Below are 18596 nucleotides of genomic sequence, written 5' to 3'. Positions count from 1 at the left end.
CCGCGCGAGCAACCAACGATGTGCGGACGGCCCTGCTGGTGAGGACCAACCGCACATCAGTGGCTTGTCGCGCAGTTCCCCGCGCCCCTGATGGGCTACTCGCCGAGCCAACCTGACAGGCCCGCCTGGAGCTGCTCCGCGGACGGGTTGTCGGCCGCCCAGGCCACGTAGCCGTCCGGGCGGACGAGGACCCACTCGTGGGTGAGGCTCGGGGCCGTCGCCGACACGACGCGGTCGGACCAGTCTTCGGGGAGGGAGGCGCTGCTCGGTCCGGCAAGGACGAAGCGGCCCTCGCGCAGCGCCTCGTAGAGGCGGGTGGGGCCCTTGTCGTCCGGGTCCGCGGCCAGCGGGACGTCCGCGGCGCGGTCGCCGACGAGGCGGTGCGAGCCGGCGGGGGCCTGGTCGCGGTAGGAGACGGAGATGCCGGAGACCTCCAGGCCGCCGCGGCGGGCCAGCGGGGTCAGGTGCGGGCCGAACGCCTTGGCCAGCGCGCGGGCGAGCCGCAGTGGCGCGGACTGGCCGATGGCGATCCGCAGCAGCCCCCCGGAGGTCCGCAGGACGTGCGCGCCGACGGGGTGACGCTCGGCCTGGTAGCTGTCGAGCAGGCCGGGCGCCGCCCAGCCGCGCACCGCCGCGACCAGCTTCCAGCCGAGGTTCGCGGCGTCCTGCAGGCCGGTGTTCATGCCCTGGCCGCCTGCGGGGGAGTGGCAGTGCGCCGCGTCCCCGGCCAGGAAGACCCGGCCGACCCGGTACGTCGTGGCCTGCCGCTCGTCGCTGTGGAAGCGCGAGACGAAGCGGGGGTCGCGCAGCCCGTAGTCCTTGCCGAGGACCGTGGTGACCAGGCGGCACAGGGCGTCGAAGTCCACCGGCGCCGAGTCGGGGAGCTGAGCGGAGCGGTCCCAGGCGAGGATGCGGTACCAGCCGTCGCCGTAGGGCGCCAGGAAGGCGAAGCCCTCCTTGCTCGCGCCGACGGTCAGCACCTCCTCCGGCGTGGTGTCCAGCTGCACGTCGGCCAGCATCACGGAGGAGATCGCCGACTCGCCCGGGTAGTCGACGCCGAGCAGCTGTCGCACGGTGCTGCGCACGCCGTCGCTGCCGACGGCGTAGGCCGCGCGGTAGGTGACGACCTGGCCGTCGATCCGGGCGTCGAGCTCGACGCCGTCCGCGTCCTGGCGTAGTGCGGTGACCTCGGCGCCGCGCAGCACGGTGGCGCCGGCGTCCAGGGCGCGGCGCAGCAGGACCCGCTCGGTCTGGTACTGAGGGGTGATCAGCAGCTCGGGGAACCGGCTCGGGAGCCTGCTCATGTCGACCTTGACGGCGCCGAAGATGCTGAGGCTCTGCAGCCGCGCGCCGGTCTCCAGCAGCTCCTCGGCCAGGCCGCGGGCGTCGAGCTCCTCCAGGGTGCGGGCGTGGACGGCGAAGGCCCGGGTGAGCTGGGACTCCTCGACGCGCCGCTCCAGCACGGCGACCCGGAGCCCGGCGGCTGCCACGTCGCCCGCGAGCAGCAGGCCCGTCGGCCCCGCGCCGACGACCAGGACGTCGTAGTCGAGGTTCCGAGTGGTGTTCAGTGCGGTGTCCATGGCGTGTTCCCCCATTGCTGTCCGAGTGCTCCGTGTCGACCTGTTCCGACAGTAATTCATCAGTCGATGAATTACAAGGCCCCTGGGCGGAGGTTGCAATCCGGGGGCCGATGGGTAAAGGGGACTGGAACGTCTGCCGCTGACGACGCATGATCGTCCGGCAGACCACACCTCCGGTCAGGGCAACCCGGTCGCCTCCCCTCAGTCCCGCGCGACCGGGCTCACGAGAAAGGGAGGACGCGCGTGGGCATGAGCGTGACCACCTCGGTGGCCACCGAGGACGACGCCGAGCGGATCCTGAAGCTGCAGTTCCTGTGCTACCAGGGCGAGGCCGAGCTCTACGGCGACTGGTCCATCGACCCGCTGACCCAGACGCTGGACAGCATGCGGTCGGAACTGAAGGAGCATCACGTGCTGGTCGCCCGACTGGGTGACGAGATCGTGGGCAGCGTGCGCGGTCGGGTCGACGACGACGGCGTGGGCCGGATCGGCCGGCTGATGGTCCACCCGCGGATGCAGCGGCACGGGCTCGGCAGTCGGCTGCTGCGCGCGATGGAGCAGCAGCTCGCCGCCGACGGCACGGTGATCGTCGGGTACCGGCTGTTCACCGGGCACCGCAGCCTCGGCAACCTGCGTCTCTACCAGCGCCTCGGCTACCGCCAGACGCAGGTGGAGGAGGTCAACAGCAAGCTCAGCTTCATCGTGCTGGAGAAGCGGACCGAACCGGCGCTCGACCGGTTCGCCGCGATCGCGTGACGTCTCGCGCCGCCCCGGGCTCTCCCCACGTTCGCGGGGCGGCGCGATCCCGGTCCTCCCAGGCGCCCCTTCGGTTTCCCGGCCTTCGTCCCATGAGTCGTCTCACAGTGTGAACGTCCCTTTTGGGTGATCTGCGGACCATCTGTTTAACTGTGGTCCATGACGACGACCACGCACACCCACATCACCGGCGCGATGCCGGCAGGTGGTCGTGGCATGCGCAGCATGATGCGCTGTTGTCGAATGTGCGGCTGCTGAGCCCTTCCGCCCAGCACCACCGCGCCCGTCGAGCCTCGCTCCGGGCCGTTCCGCACACCCTTCCCGCGTGAACCAGCCGCAGTGACGGCTGCGCGCGCCGACCCACGGAAACACTGTGATCACCACCTCTGACCTGCGTAAGGTCTACCGCGCCCAGGGCCGCCCCGGCTCGAATCCGGAGATCGCCGCACTCGACGGAGTCGACCTGCACGTCCGCCAGGGCGAGGTCTACGGCGTCGTCGGCACCAGCGGCGCCGGCAAGTCCACCCTCATCCGCTGCGTCAACCTGCTGGAGCGCCCCAGCTCCGGCAGCGTCCGGGTCGACGGCCGCGAGCTGACCGCGCTCTCGCCCGCCGAGCTGCGCGAGACCCGCCGCTCCATCGGCATGGTCTTCCAGCACTTCAACCTCCTCGCCCGTCGCACGGTGGCCGAGAACGTCGAACTGCCGCTGGAGCTCAGCGGCCTGACGCGACGCGAGCGTGCCGCCAGGGTCGCCGAGCTGCTGGACCTGGTCGGCCTCGCCGACAAGGCCAAGGCCTACCCGGCGCAGCTCTCCGGCGGTCAGAAGCAGCGCGTCGGCATCGCCCGCGCCCTGGCCGGCGACCCCAAGGTGCTGCTCTCCGACGAGGCGACCTCCGCGCTGGACCCGGAGACCACCCGCTCCGTCCTCCAACTGCTGCGCGACCTCAACCGGCAGCTCGGCCTCACCATCCTGCTGATCACCCACGAGATGGACGTCATCAAGTCCGTCTGCGACTCCGCCGCGCTGATGCGGGCCGGCCGCGTGGTCGAGTCCGGCACACTCACCGAGCTGCTGGAGCAGCCCGGCTCCGAGCTCGCCCGCGAGCTCTTCCCGCTGGGCGAGGGCGAGCCGCTGCAGGGCAGCACCGTCGTCGACATCACCTTCCAGGGCGACGCGACGGCCCAGCCGTTCATCTCCCAGCTGGCCCGCACCTACAACGTCGACGTCAGCATCATCGGCGCCGCCGTCGAGACCGTCGGCGGCCGCCAGGTCGGCCGGATGCGCGTCTCGCTGCCCGGCAGCTTCGAGGAGAACGTCGTCCCGATCGGCTACCTGCGCGAGCAGGGCCTCCAGGTGGAGGTGATTGCGAGTGCGGAGTCGAGGCGCAGCGCAGGTTGGGGGTCGACGCAGCGAGGCACGACCGGAGTCGGCACCCGGCCGGAGCGAAGCCGAGCCGGAGCACGAGCCGAGGGAGCGGCCTGATGGGATGGAACGACATGCAGCCGCTGCTGGTGCAGGCCACCCAGGAGACGCTGTGGATGGTCGGCCTGGCCACCCTCGCCACCGTCCTGGTCGGCCTCCCGCTCGGCCTGTTGCTCGCGCTCACCCGGCGCGACGGCCTGCTGCAGAACGCGCCGGTCAACAAGGCCGTCGGCACGGTCGTGAACGTCGGGCGCTCGCTGCCCTTCGTCATCCTGATCGTGGCGATCATCCCGTTCACCCGCTGGGTCGTCGGGACCACGCTCGGCTGGCAGGCCGCGACCGTGCCGCTGGCCATCGGCGCGATCCCCTTCTTCGCCCGGCTCGTCGAGACCGCCGTCGCCGACGTCGACGGCGGACTGGTCGAGGCCGTCCAGGCCATGGGCGGCTCGACCTGGACGGTCGTCCGCAGGGTCCTGCTGCCCGAGGCGCTGCCCGCGCTCGTCTCGTCGCTCACCACCACCGTCATCGCGCTGATCGGCTACTCGGCCATGGCCGGCACGGTCGGCGGCGGCGGGCTCGGCACCCTGGCCATCAACTACGGCTACATGCGCTTCGAGACCACCTTCATGTGGGTCATCGCGGCCGAGCTGGTCGTCCTCGTGACGCTCGTCCAACTGGTCGGCGAGGGCCTCGCCCGCAGCCTCGACCACAAGCGACCCGCCACCCGCCGGACGTTCCGACGCCGGGTCACCCCCCAGATTTCCGCCGCCCCCAAGGCCGCGGAGACCCCCGCGCGGGAACCGGAGCTCACCGGCTCCACCCGCGTCTGATCCACCCGCACCAACTCTTTGGAAGGGCACTTTTCGTGCGCACCTCCGTGAAGTTCACCACCGCCACCCTCGCGACCTCCGCGCTGGCCCTCACCCTGGCCGCCTGCGGCTCCTCCTCGTCGACCTCGTCCTCCGGAAGCTCGTCCAACGACGCGAGCAAGCCGCTGGTCGTCGTCGCGAGCCCCACCCCGCACGCGCAGATCCTCGAGTACATCCAGAAGAACCTGGCCGCCAAGGCCGGCCTGAACCTGCAGGTCAAGGTCGTGACCGACTACGTCACGCCCAACACCGCGGTCCAGGACGGCTCCGCCGACGCCAACTACTTCCAGCACCAGCCCTACCTGGACGACTTCAACAAGACCCACGGCACCGACATCGTCTCCGTCGAGACCGTCCACCTGGAGCCGCTGGGCCTGTACTCGAGCAAGGTGAAGTCCGTCGCCGCCCTCGCCGACGGCGCCACCGTCGCCGTCCCGAACGACGCCACCAACGAGGGCCGCGCGCTCGACCTGCTGGCGGCCAACGGCCTGATCAAGCTGAAGAGCGGCGCCGGCCTCGAGGCGACCCCGGACGACATCACGGACAACCCCAAGCACCTGAAGTTCCAGGAGATCGACGCGGCCCAGCTGCCGCGCACCCTCAGCGACGTCGACGCGGCCGTCATCAACGGAAACTACGCGCTCGACGCCAAGCTGAACCCGAAGAAGGACGCGCTGCTGCTGGAGAAGGCGCAGGACAACCCCTACGCCAACATCCTCGCCGTCAAGAAGGGCGAGCAGAACGACCCGCGCGTCAAGAAGCTGGCCGAGCTGCTGCACTCCCCGCAGGTCAAGCAGTACATCGACCAGACCTTCTCGGGCGCGGTCATTCCGGCCTTCTGAGGGAGCGAGTAGCCTCGTTCTCCCACACGCCGTCACCTCCTCGTCCCGGCACGCCGAGTCAAAGAGGTGACGGCGGCCCCCACCCTGGAGCATGATCGTTCCATGAGCAGCAGCGATGCGGCGTCCGGGCCGTCCGGATGCGCACCGGCGTTCCCGGAGATCACGATCAACACCGATCGCCTGGTGCTCCGTGCCTTCGACCTGGACGACGCCCCCTCCCTCGCGGAGATGATGAACGACGAGCTGGTCCACCAGTGGACCACCGTGCCGCACCCGTACGCGGTGGCGGACGCGGAGTCGTGGGTGCGGGGCCGGTCGGTGGGGCAGCGGGTCTCCGGAGACGGCCTTGCCCTGGCGGCGGTGGAGTTCCTGACCCAGCGTCTCGTCGGCACGGTGCGCCTGCGCGCGACGGACTGGCGGCTGCGCAGCACGGAGCTGCAGGTCGTCACGGCGCCGTGGGCCCGGGGCGAGGGGTACGCCGGGGAGATCACGCATGCGGTGGCCCGCTGGCTCTTCGAGGACCAGAAGTTCGAACGCCTGGAGTTGCGGACGGCCGCGGGCAACACCGCGGCCCAGCTGGTCGCCCAGAAGCTGGGCGCGATCAGCGAGGGCATCCTCCGCAACGCCTGGCTCGTCCGCGGCGCGGACGCGGAACACGGCTCCCGCTCGGACCTCATCGTCTGGAGCCTGCTTCCGGAGGATCTCGACCCGCACTGGGGATGAGAGCTCAGCCCAGGGGCGCGAGGAACTGCGCGACAAGCCACCGTGGGCCTTGAGATCCCGAGCGGACAGGGCCATCCCCCTCGGGTGGGTTTCTCGCGCCCGCGCGAGAGAGCCGCAAGTCAGCAGAGCCCCGCGCCCCCGAGGTAGGTGCAAGTGACCGTCTGCGGTTAGCCTGTCCGCGGCTGGAAATCGACTGTGGGGGGAAACGTGCGGAGCGACCGCCATGGCTGACCGGGTCACCGTGATCGGCTGGGACGGTTCGCCGCTCAGCGATTCCGCCAGGGCCGCGATCGACGCCGCCACCCTTGTCGCCGCCTCTCCCGGGCCCCTGCGCGAGCTGACCCTCGCGCCCGGCGTGGAACGCATGGCGCTCGGCAGCGTGGAGCTCGTCGCGCGGCGGATCGCGGACCACCGCGGGACCGCGGTGGTCGTCGCGGACGGGGACCCCGGATTCTTCGGAGTCGTGCGGACCCTGCGCCGGCCCGAGTACGGGCTGGAACTGGAGGTGCTGCCGGCCGTCTCCGCCGTCGCCGCCGCGTTCGCGCGGGCGGGCATGCCCTGGGACGACGCGCAGGTCGTCTCCACCCACGGGCGCGGCGGACTGCGCCGCGCGGTGAACGTGTGCCGCGCCCACCCCAAGGTGGCCGTGCTGACCGCGCCCGGCGCCGGGCCCTCCGAGCTCGCGCTGATGATGCGTGACGTCCACCGCACCTTCGTGATCTGCGAGGCCCTCGGCGCGCCCGAGGAGAACGTCACCGTGCTGACCTCCGACCGGGTTCCCGACCACCTGTGGCGGGACCCCAACGTCGTGCTGGTCATAGGTGGCTCCGGCAACGGCGGCCCGCTGCCGCCGTCCGGGTGGCTCGCGGGGCGGCCGGTCGACTTCCCCGGGAAGGCCGGACGCGGGTGGGCGCTGCCTTCTGAGCCGGCCATCGGGCCCGGGGCGGGGACGCGCGAGCTGCCCGTGCCCGTCCGGGCCCTGGTGCTCGCCCGGCTCGGGCCGCGGCCGGGGGACCTGGTGTGGGACGTGGGCGCCGGCGACGGCGCGCTCGCGGTGGACGCCGCTCGCTGCGGCGCGGCCGTGATCGCCGTGGACCGCGACCCGGACGCCTGCGCCCGACTCGATGTCAACGCCCGCCGCGCGGGCGTCGAGGTGCAGACGGTGCTCGGCACCGCACCCGGCGTGCTGGCCGACCTGCCCGAGCCGGACACCGTCCTGGTCCGCCAGGGCGCGGCCGTGCTGCAGGCCTGCCTGACCCGGCGCCCGGAGCGGATCGTCGCGCTCCCGCGCACCACGGCGGAGCTGGAGGAGGTCCGGCGCGCCTTCGCCCGGTCCGGCTACCGCGCCGAGGGGAGCCTGGTTCAGTCCTCCCCGCTGGACGCGGAGGGGCAGTTGGGCGCGGCCGCACCGAGCTGGGTGCTCTGGGGCGACCGGGTCTGACCGGCGGCTACCACTCCGCTACGGCTCCGTCCAGGGCGCAAGACCGTGGCGCCCGGCGTCACTGACGACAGGTAGGCTGACGCCGTGTTCCCGAGGGGCTCGGCGCAACGTGGCGGAAGCCACAGCACCGGCGGGCGTGCGCGTTGGCCATGGCCCCTGATGGGACGGAAGAATGCCGGTGTGGCCGGGGCGATCGTGCCGGTTGCCCCGGTTCTGTCGTTCTTCTTTGTGGCGGGCGGGGTTTGCACCGGTCCGTCGCAGTGAGGCGAGGACCGGAACGGTGGGTGCCGTGGCCGTGGTCGTTGACCGCGGTGCCATGGACGCCAGGCGGCCCTGGAAGGAGCCAGTGACATGAGCGAGACCGGCAACGTCCCCTTCGGGGGGCAGGTCCCCGGTGTCGAGCCGGAGCAGGTGCCGCAGCCCCACGGGTTCGCGGCCGAGCAGGGCGCGGCCCAGGGAGTCCGGCCCGCTTACACCTTCCTCGACGAGGTCGACGAGGAGGAGGACGAGCTGCTCATGCCCGGTCCGCAGGGCGCGTGGAACGAGGCCGCGCGCGGTCAGGAGTACCCGCAGGGGCAGATCCCGCCGGTGGCCCCCGTCGTTCCCGTGGCGCCGGGCATCCCGGGCGCGCCGGTCGCGTTCCCCCAGGGCGCCTACGAGCAGGCCCCCTACGAGCAGAACGCCTACGAGCCGGGTGTGCCGATGTACGCCCCGGCGCACGCCGAGCCGCCCGCGCCCTCGTGGCCGCCGTTGGCGCCTCCCGGTACGGGTGAGTCGCTCGTCGCACAGCCGCCGCACGGGTCCCTGGCCGTCGACCCGCTGACCGACCCGCTGACCGACCCGTTGACCGGTCCGCTGCCCACCTCGCTGGGTCAGCCGGGTCTCGCCGTCGACGACTCCGCGCTGACGGCCCCGGTCGCAAGCTTCCCCGAGGGCGCGCCCGTCGACCCGTACGCGGCCCCGTCCTACCCGAGCGAGCCGTACGCGGCCACGGCCGGCCTCGTGGTCGAGCCGCCCGCCGTCCCCGTGCCGGTCACGCCGATCGCACCCGTCGTCGAGCCCGAGCCCGCCGTGCCCGCCGTGGCGGAGACGGCGGAGACGGCCTCGGAGGCCGCGCCCGTCCAGGAGTCGGACCCTGAGCCGGTCGCCGGGACGGCGCCGCGACGCCCGCTGCACGCCGGTCCGCCCATCCCGGACCCGTCCCTGATGACGGGCCAGGTGCCGGTCCGCTCCCTCGCCGACCGCGGCCCGAGCAGCCACGGCGGCAACGGCCCGCTCCCGTCCGGCACGCCCCCCTACGGCGTCCCCACTCCGGTCGTGCCCGTCCCGGCCGCCGTCGGTGTCATGCCCGGCGCGCCCGAGTACCTGGACCAGTCCGCGGTCGCCGCGACGGTCACCGCCACCGCCACCGCCACCGCTACCGTGCCCGTGCAGATGCCGTCCCCGGACAGCACGTTGGGCGGCTCCAGCACGCAGGTCGAGGCCGCGGTCGCCGCGGCCTCGAGCGTCGCCACCGAGCCGGTCACGCCGCTCGAGCCCGTCGTCGCGGCGCAGCCGGCCGCCGAGCAGCCAGGCCTCGAGCTCCCCGCCGAGCAGGCGCCGGTCCAGGGCGAGCCGACCGCCGAACCGCAGGCCGTCCAGGCGCCGTCCGCGCCTGCCGCCGGGCCGTTCGTCATGGAGCCGGTCGTCGCGACCGAGGCCACGCCCGTCGCCCTCGCCGAGCCCGGAGCCGCCGAGGCCGAGGGCGAGCCCGAGCCGGTGGTCCCGCCGCAGGGCCGCGCCAACGGCGCGCAGACGTCCCGCATCGCCGCCTTCATCGCCCCGCCCTCGCAGGCCCCGGTCCAGGCCCCGGCCCGGACCCCGGTTCAGCCGGAGGAGACCGCCCTGGGTATGGGCGTGCTGACCGGCGAGCCGGTCGCCGCGCCGACCGAGCCCGTCGAGGCCGTGGCGGAGCCGATCGCCGAGGTCGTGGAGCCGGTCGCCGTACCGGAGAACGAGGTGGCCGCCGAGGAGACCGCAGCGTCGGTGGGGGAGCAGGAGGCGCGGGCGTCGGCCGATCCGGTCGTCGAGGCGTCGGTGGAGTCGGACGTGGAGGCAGGGAACGTGGCGGATCAGGTCGTGGTCGAGCAGGCGCCGGAGTCGCAGGAGGCCCAGCCGGGCGCGTCCGCCGAGGCGCCGCAGCAGGAGACCGCGATCGGCCCCGAGCCCGTCGCCGCCGAGGCGTCGGGCCTGGCGCCGGTCGCGGCCGGTGCCGAGCCGGCCGCCGTCGCGGGCGAAGGCGCCGAGACCCACGCGGTCACCGGGCAGTCCGAGCCGTCCGCGGCGGCGGACGTCGACGCGGACGCGGAGGCTGCCAACGCGGAAGAACCGCTCGGCGACGCCGCCCCCGGCTACGACGAGGACATGCGTGAGGCCGTCCACCGCGTCATGCGCGAGCGCCGCGACATCCGCAACGGCTTCCGCTCCGACCCGATCCCGCACGAGGTGCTGATCCGGGTCCTGGAGGCCGCGCACACCGCGCCCAGCGTCGGCTACTCCCAGCCCTGGGACTTCGTCGTCATCCGCTCCGCCAAGACCCGCGCCAGGATGCACGAGCTGGCCGAGCGTCAGCGCGACATCTACGCCGAGTCGCTCCCCAAGGGCCGCGCCAAGCAGTTCAAGGAACTGAAGATCGAGGCCATCCGGGAGACCCCGGTCAACATCGTGGTCACGGCCGACCGCACCCGCGGCGGCCGCCACACCCTCGGCCGCCACACCCAGCCGCAGATGGCGCCGTACTCGGCCGCCCTCGCGGTCGAGAACCTCTGGCTGGCCGCGCGGGCCGAGGGCCTGGGCGTCGGCTGGGTCAGCTTCTTCGACGAGGTGGAGCTGGTCCGCGAGCTCGGCCTGCCGGATCACCTGGAGGTCGTCGCCTACCTCTGCGTCGGCTATGTCGACGAGTTCCCGGAGGAGCCGGAGCTGGCGCAGGCCGGCTGGGCGAAGAAGCGCCCGCTCTCCTGGGTGGTCCACGAGGAGACCTACGGCCGCCGCGCCCTGCCGGGCGAGGAGCCGCACAGCGTGCTCCAGGAGACCCTGCGCGGCATCCGCCCGCTGGACGCCAAGGCGCTCGGCGAGGCCTGGGACCGCCAGAAGCGGATGACCAAGCCGGCCGGCTCGCTGGGCATGCTGGAGATAATCTCCGCGCAGCTGTGCGGGCTGAGCCGCAAGTGCCCGCCGCCGATCCCGGAGCCCGCCTGCGTCGCGATCTTCGCGGGTGACCACGGCGTGCACGCCCAGGGCGTCACCCCGTGGCCGCAGGAGGTCACCGCGCAGATGGTCGGCAACTTCCTGGCGGGTGGGGCGGTCATCAACGCCTTCGCCAACCAGCTGGGCGCCGAGGTCTGCGTCGTCGACGTGGGCGTCGCCTCCGAGCTGCCCCCGGCGCTCGACTCCGGCCGTACCACCGGCCTGCTGCCGCGCAAGGTCCGCGCGGGCACCGGCGACATGACGCAGGGCCCCGCGATGACCCGCGAGGAGGCCATGCGGGCGCTGGAGGTCGGCATCGAGACCGCGCGCGACCTGGTCGCCGCGGGCAACAAGGCGCTGGTCACCGGCGACATGGGCATCGCGAACACCACCGCTGCGGCGGCGCTGATCTCCGTCTTCACCGGCGAGGACCCGGCGGCCGTCACCGGCCGCGGCACGGGCATCGACGACGAGACGCACGCCCGCAAGGTCGCGATCATCCGTCAGGCGCTGGAGCTGCACCGCCCGGACCCGTCCGACCCGATCGGTGTCCTGGCGGCGGTCGGCGGCCTGGAGCACGCCGCGATCGCGGGCTTCCTGCTGGGCGCGGCGTCGCTGCGCACGCCGGTCATCCTGGACGGTGTCATCGCCGGTTCGGCGGCGCTCGTCGCCAAGGCGATCGCGCCGGAGGTCCTGGCGGCGTGCATCGCCGGCCACCGCTCGGCGGAGCCGGGGCACAAGGCGGCTCTCGCCAAGCTCGGTCTGCGTCCGCTGATCGACCTGGACCTCCGCCTCGGCGAGGGCACGGGCGCACTGCTCGCTCTGCCGCTGGTCCAGTCGGCGGCGCGGGCCATGCACGAGGTGGCGACCTTCGACTCGGCGGGCGTCACCGAGAAGCACTAGCTCGTCCCCGGACGAATCGCTTCTGCACTTACATTGAGTTGCACCACCCAGGGGCGCGGGGAACTGCGCGACAAGCCACCGACGAAGCTGGCTGGCCGAACGAGCAGGGCCATCCGCGCGCCGGTGGTGTCTCGCGCAGTTCCCCGCGCCCCTGAGTGTTCCCCACGTCCCTTCAAAGAGTTCTCCGGAGTGCCGATGCCTACCGCCCCGCTCGACGACGACACCACCCCGCCGTACCCGGTAGGCCTGCGCCTTGCCGGACGACGTGTCGTCGTCCTCGGTGGCGGCGTCGTCGCGCAGCGGCGGCTCCCGGCCCTGCTGAACGCGGGGGCCGACGTCGTGGTGATCTCGCCCGGGACCACCCCCGCCGTCCAGGCGATGGCGGACGCCGGCGAGCTGCGCTGGGAGCAGCGTGGTTACCAGGCCGGGGACCTCGCCGAGGCCTGGTACGTGATGATCGCCACCTCGGACCCGCAGACGAACGCGGAGGCCGCGGCCGAAGCCGAACTGCGCCGCATCTTCTGCGCCCGCAGCGACGACGCCTCCGCGGCGACGGCGTGGACCCCGGCGAGCGGGCGCGCCGAGGGGGCCGTCGTGGCGGTGCTCTCCGGTGACCCGCGACGTTCCGTCGCCCTGCGCGACGCCATCGTCAGCGGCGTGCGCGACGGCGCACTCCTCGCCGCGCACCACCGCGGCCGCACGGCCGGCGTCGCCCTGGTCGGCGGCGGGCCGGGCGACCCGGAGCTGATCACCGTCAAGGGCCGCCGGCTGCTCGCCGAGGCCGACGTGGTCGTCGCCGACCGCCTCGCCCCGCGCGAGCTGCTGGACGAGCTGCCGCCGCACGTCGAGGTGATCGACGCCTCGAAGATCCCCTACGGCCGCTACATGGCGCAGGAGGCGATCAACAACGCGCTGATCGAGCACGCCAGGGCGGGCAAGTTCGTGGTCCGGCTCAAGGGCGGCGACCCGTACGTCTTCGGGCGCGGCATGGAGGAGCTGATCGCCTGCGCCGAGGCGGGCGTACCGGTCACCGTCGTGCCGGGCATCTCCAGCTCCATCAGCGTCCCGGCCGCCGCCGGGATCCCCGTCACCCACCGCGGTGTGACGCACGAGTTCACCGTCATCTCCGGGCACGTCGCGCCGGAGGACCCGCGCTCGCTGGTCAACTGGGACGCGGCCGCGAAGATGCGCGGCACCCTGGTGCTGCTGATGGCCGTGGAGCGGATCGGCGCCATCTCCGCCGCGCTGGTCGCGGGCGGCCGCGCGCCGGAGACGCCGGTCGCGGTGATCCAGGAGGGCACCACCGCCGCGCAGCGCGTGGTGCGGGCGACGCTCGCGACCGTCGCCGAGACGGTCGAGGCGGAGGGCATCCGTCCGCCGTCGATCGTGGTGATCGGCGACGTCGTCGCCTTGGCAGGCTGAGCCGGAGCAGGCAGGATCGACCCGTGGCCGAGCTCATCACCATCGAGGACCCGGAGGACCCGCGCCTCCACGACTACGTCTCGCTCACCGACGTGGAACTGCGCCGCCGCCGCGAGCCGGAGGAGGGCCTGTTCATCGCCGAGGGCGAGAAGGTGATCCGGCGTGCCCGGATCGCGGGCTACCGGATGCGGTCGATGCTGCTCTCGGCCAAGTGGATCGACCAGATGAAGGACGTCATCGACGAGGTCCCGGCGCCCGTCTACGCGGTGACGCCCGCCGTCGCCGAGCAGGTGACGGGCTACCACGTGCACCGCGGCGCCCTCGCCTCGATGCAGCGCAAGCCGGCCGCGGACGTCAAGGACATCCTGGTCGGCGCCCACCGCGTCGCGGTCTTCGAGGACCTCGTCGACCACGCCAACATCGGCGCCGCGTTCCGCAACGCCGCCGCGCTGGGCGTCGACGCGATCCTGCTCAGCCCGCGCTGTGCGGACCCGCTCTACCGGCGGGCGGTCAAGGTGTCGATGGGCGCGACTCTCGGTCTGCCCTACGCCGTCCTCGACTCCTGGCCGGACGGGCTGACCGCGCTGCGCGACGCGGGCTTCACCATCGCGGCGTTCTGCCTGGCGGACAACTCCGTCTCGCTGGACGAGTTCGCGGCCCGTCGACACGACCGCGTCGCGCTGCTCTTCGGCACCGAGGGCAACGGCCTCAGCACGGCCGCCCTGCGGGCGGCGGACGAGTGGGTCACCATCCCCATGTCCAACGGTGTGGACTCCCTCAACGTGGCCGCCGCCTCCGCGGTGGCGTTCTACGCCACTCGCGGCTGAACCGGGACAGGGCTCACAGCCCGAGCAACTCGGCGAGCGTCCCGCCGAGCACGCGGTCGCGCAGCGCGCCCGGCTCCGTCCCGCGCTCGACGGTCATCCGGGCGAGCACGGGGTCGCCGTAGGGGGCGTCCGAGCCGAACAGCACGCGGTCGGGCAGCTCCGCGACCGCCAGGCGAACGGCGAGGATCACCGGGGCGGTGGACAGGTCCAGGTACAGGTTCGGCGTCTCCCGGGCCAGCTCGATCGCGGTCAGCCAGTTGAGTCCGCCGAGCTGACTGATCACCAACGGGACGCGCGGGTGCCGCCGCGCCAGCGAGGCCAGCGTGGCGAGGTCCTCGGCCGTGGTGGGCGCGTAGCCGTGCACGACGACCGGCAGCCCGCCGTGGTCCGCGGCGGCGGCGAGCACCGGCTCGACCAGCGCGGCCCCGCCCGGCGGCGGGGTCAGCTCCCCGACGCCGCGGAAGCCCCGGCCGACCACGTCCCGCTCGACCTGCGCCGCGACCTGCTCGGGCGGCAGGTCCAGCCGCACCTTGGCGAAGCCGATGAACCGGTCCGGGTGCGCCGCGATCGCGGCCTCCAGCTCCTGCCGGGCCGCCTCGAACACCTCCGCGCCGACGGCCGTGCCGGTGACGGTCTCGTGGAGCACCGCCATCTCCTGCCGGAACGAGGCGAGATCCGTTGCCCGCTCCGGATGCGGCCGGGTGCCGAAAAGGACCGCGCGGTCGATCCCGGCCTCGTCGAGCAGGGCGATGTGGTCGGCGACCGGGGCGTGGACGTGGCTGTGGGCGTCGATGATCAACGTATTCTCCTGGCAGGGCGGGACCGGTCACCGCCGCGGGGTGCGGCATGCGGGCCCCAGTGTCGAACGTTGACACCGTGTCAAGGTCAAGCGCGAGGGGGAGCGGCAGGCATGCGGATCGGGCAGCTGGCGGAACGCACGGGCACCAGCGAGCGGCTGTTGCGCTACTACGAGCGGGTCGGGCTGCTCGCCTCCGAGCGCCTGCCGAACGGCTACCGCGACTACCCGCCGGGGGCCGACGAGACCGTCCGCCGGATCCGCGCGCTGCTGGCGGCGGGCCTGTCCACGGCGCTGATCCGGCAGATCCTGCCCTGTGGCCGGGAGGACGGCTCGGTGCGGGCCTGCCCGGGCGTCCTGGACCGGCTCCGCGGCCAGCTGGTCCGCCTCGACGAGCGCGCCGCCGAGCTCGACCAGGTTCGGGCCACGCTCCGCGCCGCCATCGCCGCGACGGAGCGGGACGGGCAGAGCCTGGGTCAGCCGATCCCCGGGCCGGGGGTCGCCGGTCCGCCGAGCGCCTGGGCGGAGGCCGAGGCGGTGGGGGAGCCCGAGGCGGAGGCGGACGGGGCCGCGGGCGCGGAGGCCGCGCCGGTGCCGGGCCAGGTCTCGGTCATGGTGCCCTTCGCGGCCACCGTGTAACGGGTGGTGCTGACGGTGCGGGTGCCGCTCTGCGGGGTGCGCTCCTCGCGCAGCACGGCACCGTTCTGGATCAGCCAGAGACTGGTGCCGTTGGGGTCGCCGGTGGTGGCGTGGGCGGCCAGCAGAACCGGTTCTGCACCACTGCGGAGCCGGTAGAGCTCGATCATGTCCTCGGGGACGGCGCGGTCCCGACGGGTCAGCACGACCACGGCCGCCGTGTCGCCCTGGTAGCGCGCGGGCAGCACCGTGGTGAGCGTCACCGGGGCACCGGGGCCCGTGCCGTGACCGTTCGCCAGGTCGATCCGCGAGCCGTCGGCCGGGTCCTGGTAGGAGCGCGAACCCCAGTCCACCGCCGCGACCGCCTGGGCCGCCGCGTCGCCCGTGGCGACCGCGGTGAGCCCCGCCGAGGCGTCCTGCGCCGACACCGGCGCCGCCGCGGACGCGGTGACGCCCTGCGGCGACCCCGCCGGGCCGCTGCCCTTGGCCGTCCGGTTCTCGCAGCCCTGCGCGGTGGCGATGGCCAGGGCCACCCCGAGCGTCACGGTGACGAAGACGATCAGCCGCTGCCGCAGCAGCCGGCGTCGCGCCGCGGGACCGCCGGGGCGGCCCGGTGCGGGGGTGCGGGAGGGCGCGCCGGACGGCTTGCGGGCCGGGCGCGGGGAGGGCGTGCGTGCGCCGCCCGCCGCCGCGGGACGCCGCGGCTGCTCGCCGGGGGCCGGCCTGCGGCCACCGCTGCGGCTCTCGCCGGTGAATCCGTCGACGGGGGGACGTCGTGCGGGATCGGCGGGTCGGCGGGTCTGCTCGCCCGGCGCGGGCCGGCGGCCGCTGCCGTGGCTCTCGGCGGCGAACCCCTCGACGGGCTCGCGCCGTGCGGGATCGGCGGGTCGGCGGGTCTGCTCGCCGGGGGCCGGCCGGCGGCCGCTGCCGTGGCTCTCGGCGGCGAACCCCTCGGAGGGCTCGCGCCGTGCCGGATCGCCGGGTCTGCGGGGCGGCTGGCCCGGGGCCGACCTGCGACCGCTGCCGTGGCCCTCGGCAACGAACCCCTCGACGGGCTCGCGCATCGTCGGCGGCAGCGGACGTCGCCCTGGCGCGGGGCGCCGGGCCGCGCCCGGGTCGTGGGAGAGCGGAGCCTCGCCGGGCCGCGCGCCCGCACGTCCACCGCTCCCGCCCGCGCCGACCGGACGGGAACCCGGTCCGCTCCGGCCCGCACCGGAGGAGTCGGCGCCACCGCCGGGGGAACCGGCCGGGAAGGCCGCCGCGCCACTCCCGGGGCCGCCCGCGCGGCGCGGCGTGGCCGCGCCACCGCGTGGAGACACCCGCGGGTGCGCGGGAGCCGCGCCGCGACGGTCGCCCGCCGGACCGTTGCGGTCGGGGTGCTCCGCTCCGCCGCGGCCGTATCCGTCGTGCGCAGGACCCTCCGGCCCACCGTGCGGGCCCGCGTCGCCGTACTCCGGCGCGCCGCCGCGCGCGGCGTGCGGCGCGGGCGCGATGCTGCGCCCGATCGCCGCCCCGCGCACCGCGAGGTCGTGCAGGCGCTCGTGGACCTGGAGCGGGGTGGGCCGGTCGGCCGGATCCTTGGCCAGGCAGGCGCGGATCAGCGGCGCGAGCGCGGCCGGAACGCCCGTCAGGTCCGGCTCCTCGTGCACGACCCGATAGAGCATCACCTCGGAGCTGCCCGAACCGAAGGGCGTGTCGCCGGTCGCCGCGTAGACGAGGGTGCTGCCGAGGGCGAAGACGTCCGTCGCGCCCGTCACGGAGACGCCGCGCACCTGCTCCGGCGCGAGGAAGCCGGGGGAGCCGACCGCCGTGCCGACGTGCGTGAGCGTGCTGGCGCCGCTGGACCAGGCGATGCCGAAGTCGATGATCCGGGGGCCCTTGGGGGAGAGCAGGATGTTCGAGGGCTTGAGGTCGCGGTGCACGACCCCCGCGTCGTGGACCTGGGCGAGGCCGTCGGCCAGCGCCGAGCCGATCGCGGCCACCTCCGCCCAGGGCAGTGGTCCCTCGTCGCCGACGCGCTTGTAGAGCGAGGGGCCGGGTACGTACACCGTGGCGAGCCACGGGCGCTCGGCCTCGATGTCCGAGGAGACCAGCCGGGCGATGCAGCCGCCCCGGATCCGCGCGGCGGCGGCGACCTCGCGGGCGAACCGGGTACGGAACTCCGAGTCCTCGGCCAGCTCGGCCCGGATCAGCTTGAGCGCGACCTTCTGTCCCTTGCGGTCCGACCCGAGGAAGACGACACCCATGCCGCCCGCGCCGAGCCGGCGGGTGAGGCGGTAGGGCCCGACGAGCCGCGGGTCCTCGCGCCGGAGCCGCATCTTCGTCACGTCGCCGTCCCACCGTCAGGTCCCCGTCGCCGGGGGTGTGCTGGGCATGCCCGAGCACGGATTGCCGATTGCCAGGACGACAGCTTACGGACTGCGCGAGCCGGTGTGCTGATACGCAACACCTTGCGGCCCGCCGGGACGGCGCGCGGGCGTCTCAGGGACAACCCTGAGACGCTCCCCGGGGCGGTCTCCACCTGGGGTAGTACTTCTCAGGTCGGAGGCTCCTCCCTGGGGCGGCCCACAGGACCCTGCGTTGGCATGACGACCGGGAACAAGCAGCCGCCTAACGTTGTTGTTGCGCGGTGGGCAGGACGCTCGTCCCCCGAGGATCTTGGCCCGCCGCGCCCAGACGCGGATGACGAGACGATGACGACGAAACGGTGGATGGGGGAGTCAGCTATGGCGATGCAGGAGACCGGGAGTCGCCCGCCACGTCGGCGTCGGCCGACGGGTGAGGGCACCAGGAACCCCTTGGTCGCGCTCGCGATCGCGCTGCCTGTCGCCGCGCTGCTCGCCTACGCCTTCGGGGGTTGGCACCAGTTCGCCCTTCAGGCGAACACCATGGTGCAGCTGATCGGCCACTGAGCCGCGCTGCATCTCCAAGGACCGCGGGAGGCGGGTCCGGTCTGTCGGTGAGGGCTGACCGGGCTCGCCGCCCGCACTTTCTGTCGCATCCTCGCGGGGATGCAGAAGGGCCCCGACAGCTGTCGGGGCCCTTCTGACCTGCTCTGGTGCGCGATACTGGGATTGAACCAGTGACCTCTTCCGTGTCAGGGAAGCGCTCTCCCGCTGAGCTAATCGCGCGGGTGGTACTGCGTACTGCGGT

At 73.9% G+C, this 18596-nt stretch carries 13 protein-coding genes, 1 tRNA gene and 1 pseudogene; 11 read left to right on the top strand and 4 right to left on the bottom strand.

The genetic code is table 11. The features are described from left to right. Positions 1-95: 95 nt before the first annotated feature. Positions 96-1580, bottom strand: coding sequence for an FAD-dependent monooxygenase (locus BMY61_RS34645; RefSeq protein ID WP_042449843.1), 1485 nt, complete (start codon positions 1578-1580; stop codon positions 96-98). A 243-nt stretch (positions 1581-1823) separates the two neighbouring features. On the opposite strand from BMY61_RS34645, the gene BMY61_RS34640 reads away from it, so the two are divergent. The 9 genes from BMY61_RS34640 (at position 1824) to BMY61_RS34600 (ending at position 14011) form a co-directional block, all read left to right on the top strand. Continuing rightward, on the top strand, positions 1824-2336 hold the full coding sequence (locus BMY61_RS34640) for a GNAT family N-acetyltransferase (RefSeq protein ID WP_042449841.1): 513 nt from the start codon (positions 1824-1826) through the stop codon (positions 2334-2336). 373 nt (positions 2337-2709) lie between these two features. Continuing rightward, positions 2710-3819: a methionine ABC transporter ATP-binding protein gene (locus BMY61_RS34635; protein ID WP_082015116.1), complete on the top strand. Its 1110-nt coding sequence runs from the start codon at positions 2710-2712 to the stop codon at positions 3817-3819. Continuing rightward, positions 3819-4589: a methionine ABC transporter permease gene (locus BMY61_RS34630; RefSeq protein ID WP_075004185.1), complete on the top strand. Its 771-nt coding sequence runs from the start codon at positions 3819-3821 to the stop codon at positions 4587-4589. The genes BMY61_RS34635 and BMY61_RS34630 overlap by 1 nt, the downstream gene beginning before the upstream one ends. Before the next feature lie 35 nt (positions 4590-4624). Beyond that, entirely contained in the window at positions 4625-5470 is an 846-nt protein-coding gene (locus tag BMY61_RS34625) for a MetQ/NlpA family ABC transporter substrate-binding protein (RefSeq protein WP_042449839.1), read from the top strand. 102 nt (positions 5471-5572) lie between these two features. Next, positions 5573-6193 carry a GNAT family N-acetyltransferase gene (locus tag BMY61_RS34620; RefSeq protein ID WP_042449836.1) on the top strand — a complete coding sequence of 207 codons (621 nt, stop codon included), beginning with the start codon at positions 5573-5575 and terminating at the stop codon, positions 6191-6193. A 223-nt stretch (positions 6194-6416) separates the two neighbouring features. Then, complete coding sequence (gene cbiE, locus BMY61_RS34615; RefSeq protein ID WP_042449834.1) at positions 6417-7634, top strand: precorrin-6y C5,15-methyltransferase (decarboxylating) subunit CbiE; 1218 nt, start codon at positions 6417-6419, stop codon at positions 7632-7634. A gap of 351 nt (positions 7635-7985) precedes the next feature. Continuing rightward, positions 7986-11762, top strand: coding sequence for a nicotinate-nucleotide--dimethylbenzimidazole phosphoribosyltransferase (gene cobT / locus BMY61_RS34610; protein WP_042449831.1), 3777 nt, complete (start codon positions 7986-7988; stop codon positions 11760-11762). A 195-nt stretch (positions 11763-11957) separates the two neighbouring features. Next, positions 11958-13184, top strand: a complete 1227-nt coding sequence (cobA, locus tag BMY61_RS34605) for a uroporphyrinogen-III C-methyltransferase (RefSeq protein WP_042449829.1) — start codon at positions 11958-11960, stop codon at positions 13182-13184. A 23-nt stretch (positions 13185-13207) separates the two neighbouring features. Next, positions 13208-14011: a TrmH family RNA methyltransferase gene (locus tag BMY61_RS34600; RefSeq protein ID WP_042449827.1), complete on the top strand. Its 804-nt coding sequence runs from the start codon at positions 13208-13210 to the stop codon at positions 14009-14011. A 13-nt stretch (positions 14012-14024) separates the two neighbouring features. Here BMY61_RS34600 and BMY61_RS34595 read toward each other — a convergent pair whose 3' ends face one another. After that, positions 14025-14810, bottom strand: coding sequence for an amidohydrolase family protein (locus tag BMY61_RS34595; RefSeq protein WP_042449825.1), 786 nt, complete (start codon positions 14808-14810; stop codon positions 14025-14027). Between the two features lie 111 nt (positions 14811-14921). Between BMY61_RS34595 and BMY61_RS48675 the strand changes: the two genes are divergently transcribed. After that, entirely contained in the window at positions 14922-15446 is a 525-nt protein-coding gene (locus tag BMY61_RS48675; RefSeq protein ID WP_075004184.1) for a MerR family transcriptional regulator, read from the top strand. A gap of 1475 nt (positions 15447-16921) precedes the next feature. Here the strand turns inward: BMY61_RS48675 and BMY61_RS48065 are convergent. Then, positions 16922-17761 (bottom strand): annotated as a pseudogene (locus BMY61_RS48065) (serine/threonine-protein kinase); the annotation flags it as partial. Positions 17762-18169: 408 nt separating this feature from the next. Between BMY61_RS48065 and BMY61_RS45540 the strand changes: the two are divergent. Then, positions 18170-18355 carry a hypothetical protein gene (locus BMY61_RS45540; RefSeq protein WP_143094676.1) on the top strand — a complete coding sequence of 62 codons (186 nt, stop codon included), beginning with the start codon at positions 18170-18172 and terminating at the stop codon, positions 18353-18355. 144 nt (positions 18356-18499) lie between these two features. Here the strand turns inward: BMY61_RS45540 and BMY61_RS34580 are convergent. Next, positions 18500-18574: transfer RNA gene (locus tag BMY61_RS34580), tRNA-Val, on the bottom strand. Positions 18575-18596 lie beyond the last annotated feature (22 nt).

It is taken from the genome of Streptacidiphilus jiangxiensis (assembly GCF_900109465.1).
Lineage (GTDB): Bacteria > Actinomycetota > Actinomycetes > Streptomycetales > Streptomycetaceae > Streptacidiphilus > Streptacidiphilus jiangxiensis.
Note: the sequence above shows the minus strand (reverse complement) of the source record. Positions and strands in the feature narration are given on the sequence as shown.

What these genes read in the sequence shown, in the direction of transcription:
- BMY61_RS48675 (WP_075004184.1), top strand. Translation starts at nt 14,922, where the DNA reads ATGCGGATCGGGCAGCTGGCGGAACGCACGGGCACCAGCGAGCGGCTG.
- BMY61_RS34630 (WP_075004185.1), top strand. Translation starts at nt 3,819, where the DNA reads ATGGGATGGAACGACATGCAGCCGCTGCTGGTGCAGGCCACCCAGGAG.
- BMY61_RS45540 (WP_143094676.1), top strand. Translation starts at nt 18,170, where the DNA reads ATGGCGATGCAGGAGACCGGGAGTCGCCCGCCACGTCGGCGTCGGCCG.
- cobT (WP_042449831.1), top strand. Translation starts at nt 7,986, where the DNA reads ATGAGCGAGACCGGCAACGTCCCCTTCGGGGGGCAGGTCCCCGGTGTC.
- BMY61_RS34620 (WP_042449836.1), top strand. Translation starts at nt 5,573, where the DNA reads ATGAGCAGCAGCGATGCGGCGTCCGGGCCGTCCGGATGCGCACCGGCG.
- cbiE (WP_042449834.1), top strand. Translation starts at nt 6,417, where the DNA reads ATGGCTGACCGGGTCACCGTGATCGGCTGGGACGGTTCGCCGCTCAGC.
- cobA (WP_042449829.1), top strand. Translation starts at nt 11,958, where the DNA reads ATGCCTACCGCCCCGCTCGACGACGACACCACCCCGCCGTACCCGGTA.
- BMY61_RS34645 (WP_042449843.1), bottom strand. Translation starts at nt 1,580, where the DNA reads ATGGACACCGCACTGAACACCACTCGGAACCTCGACTACGACGTCCTG.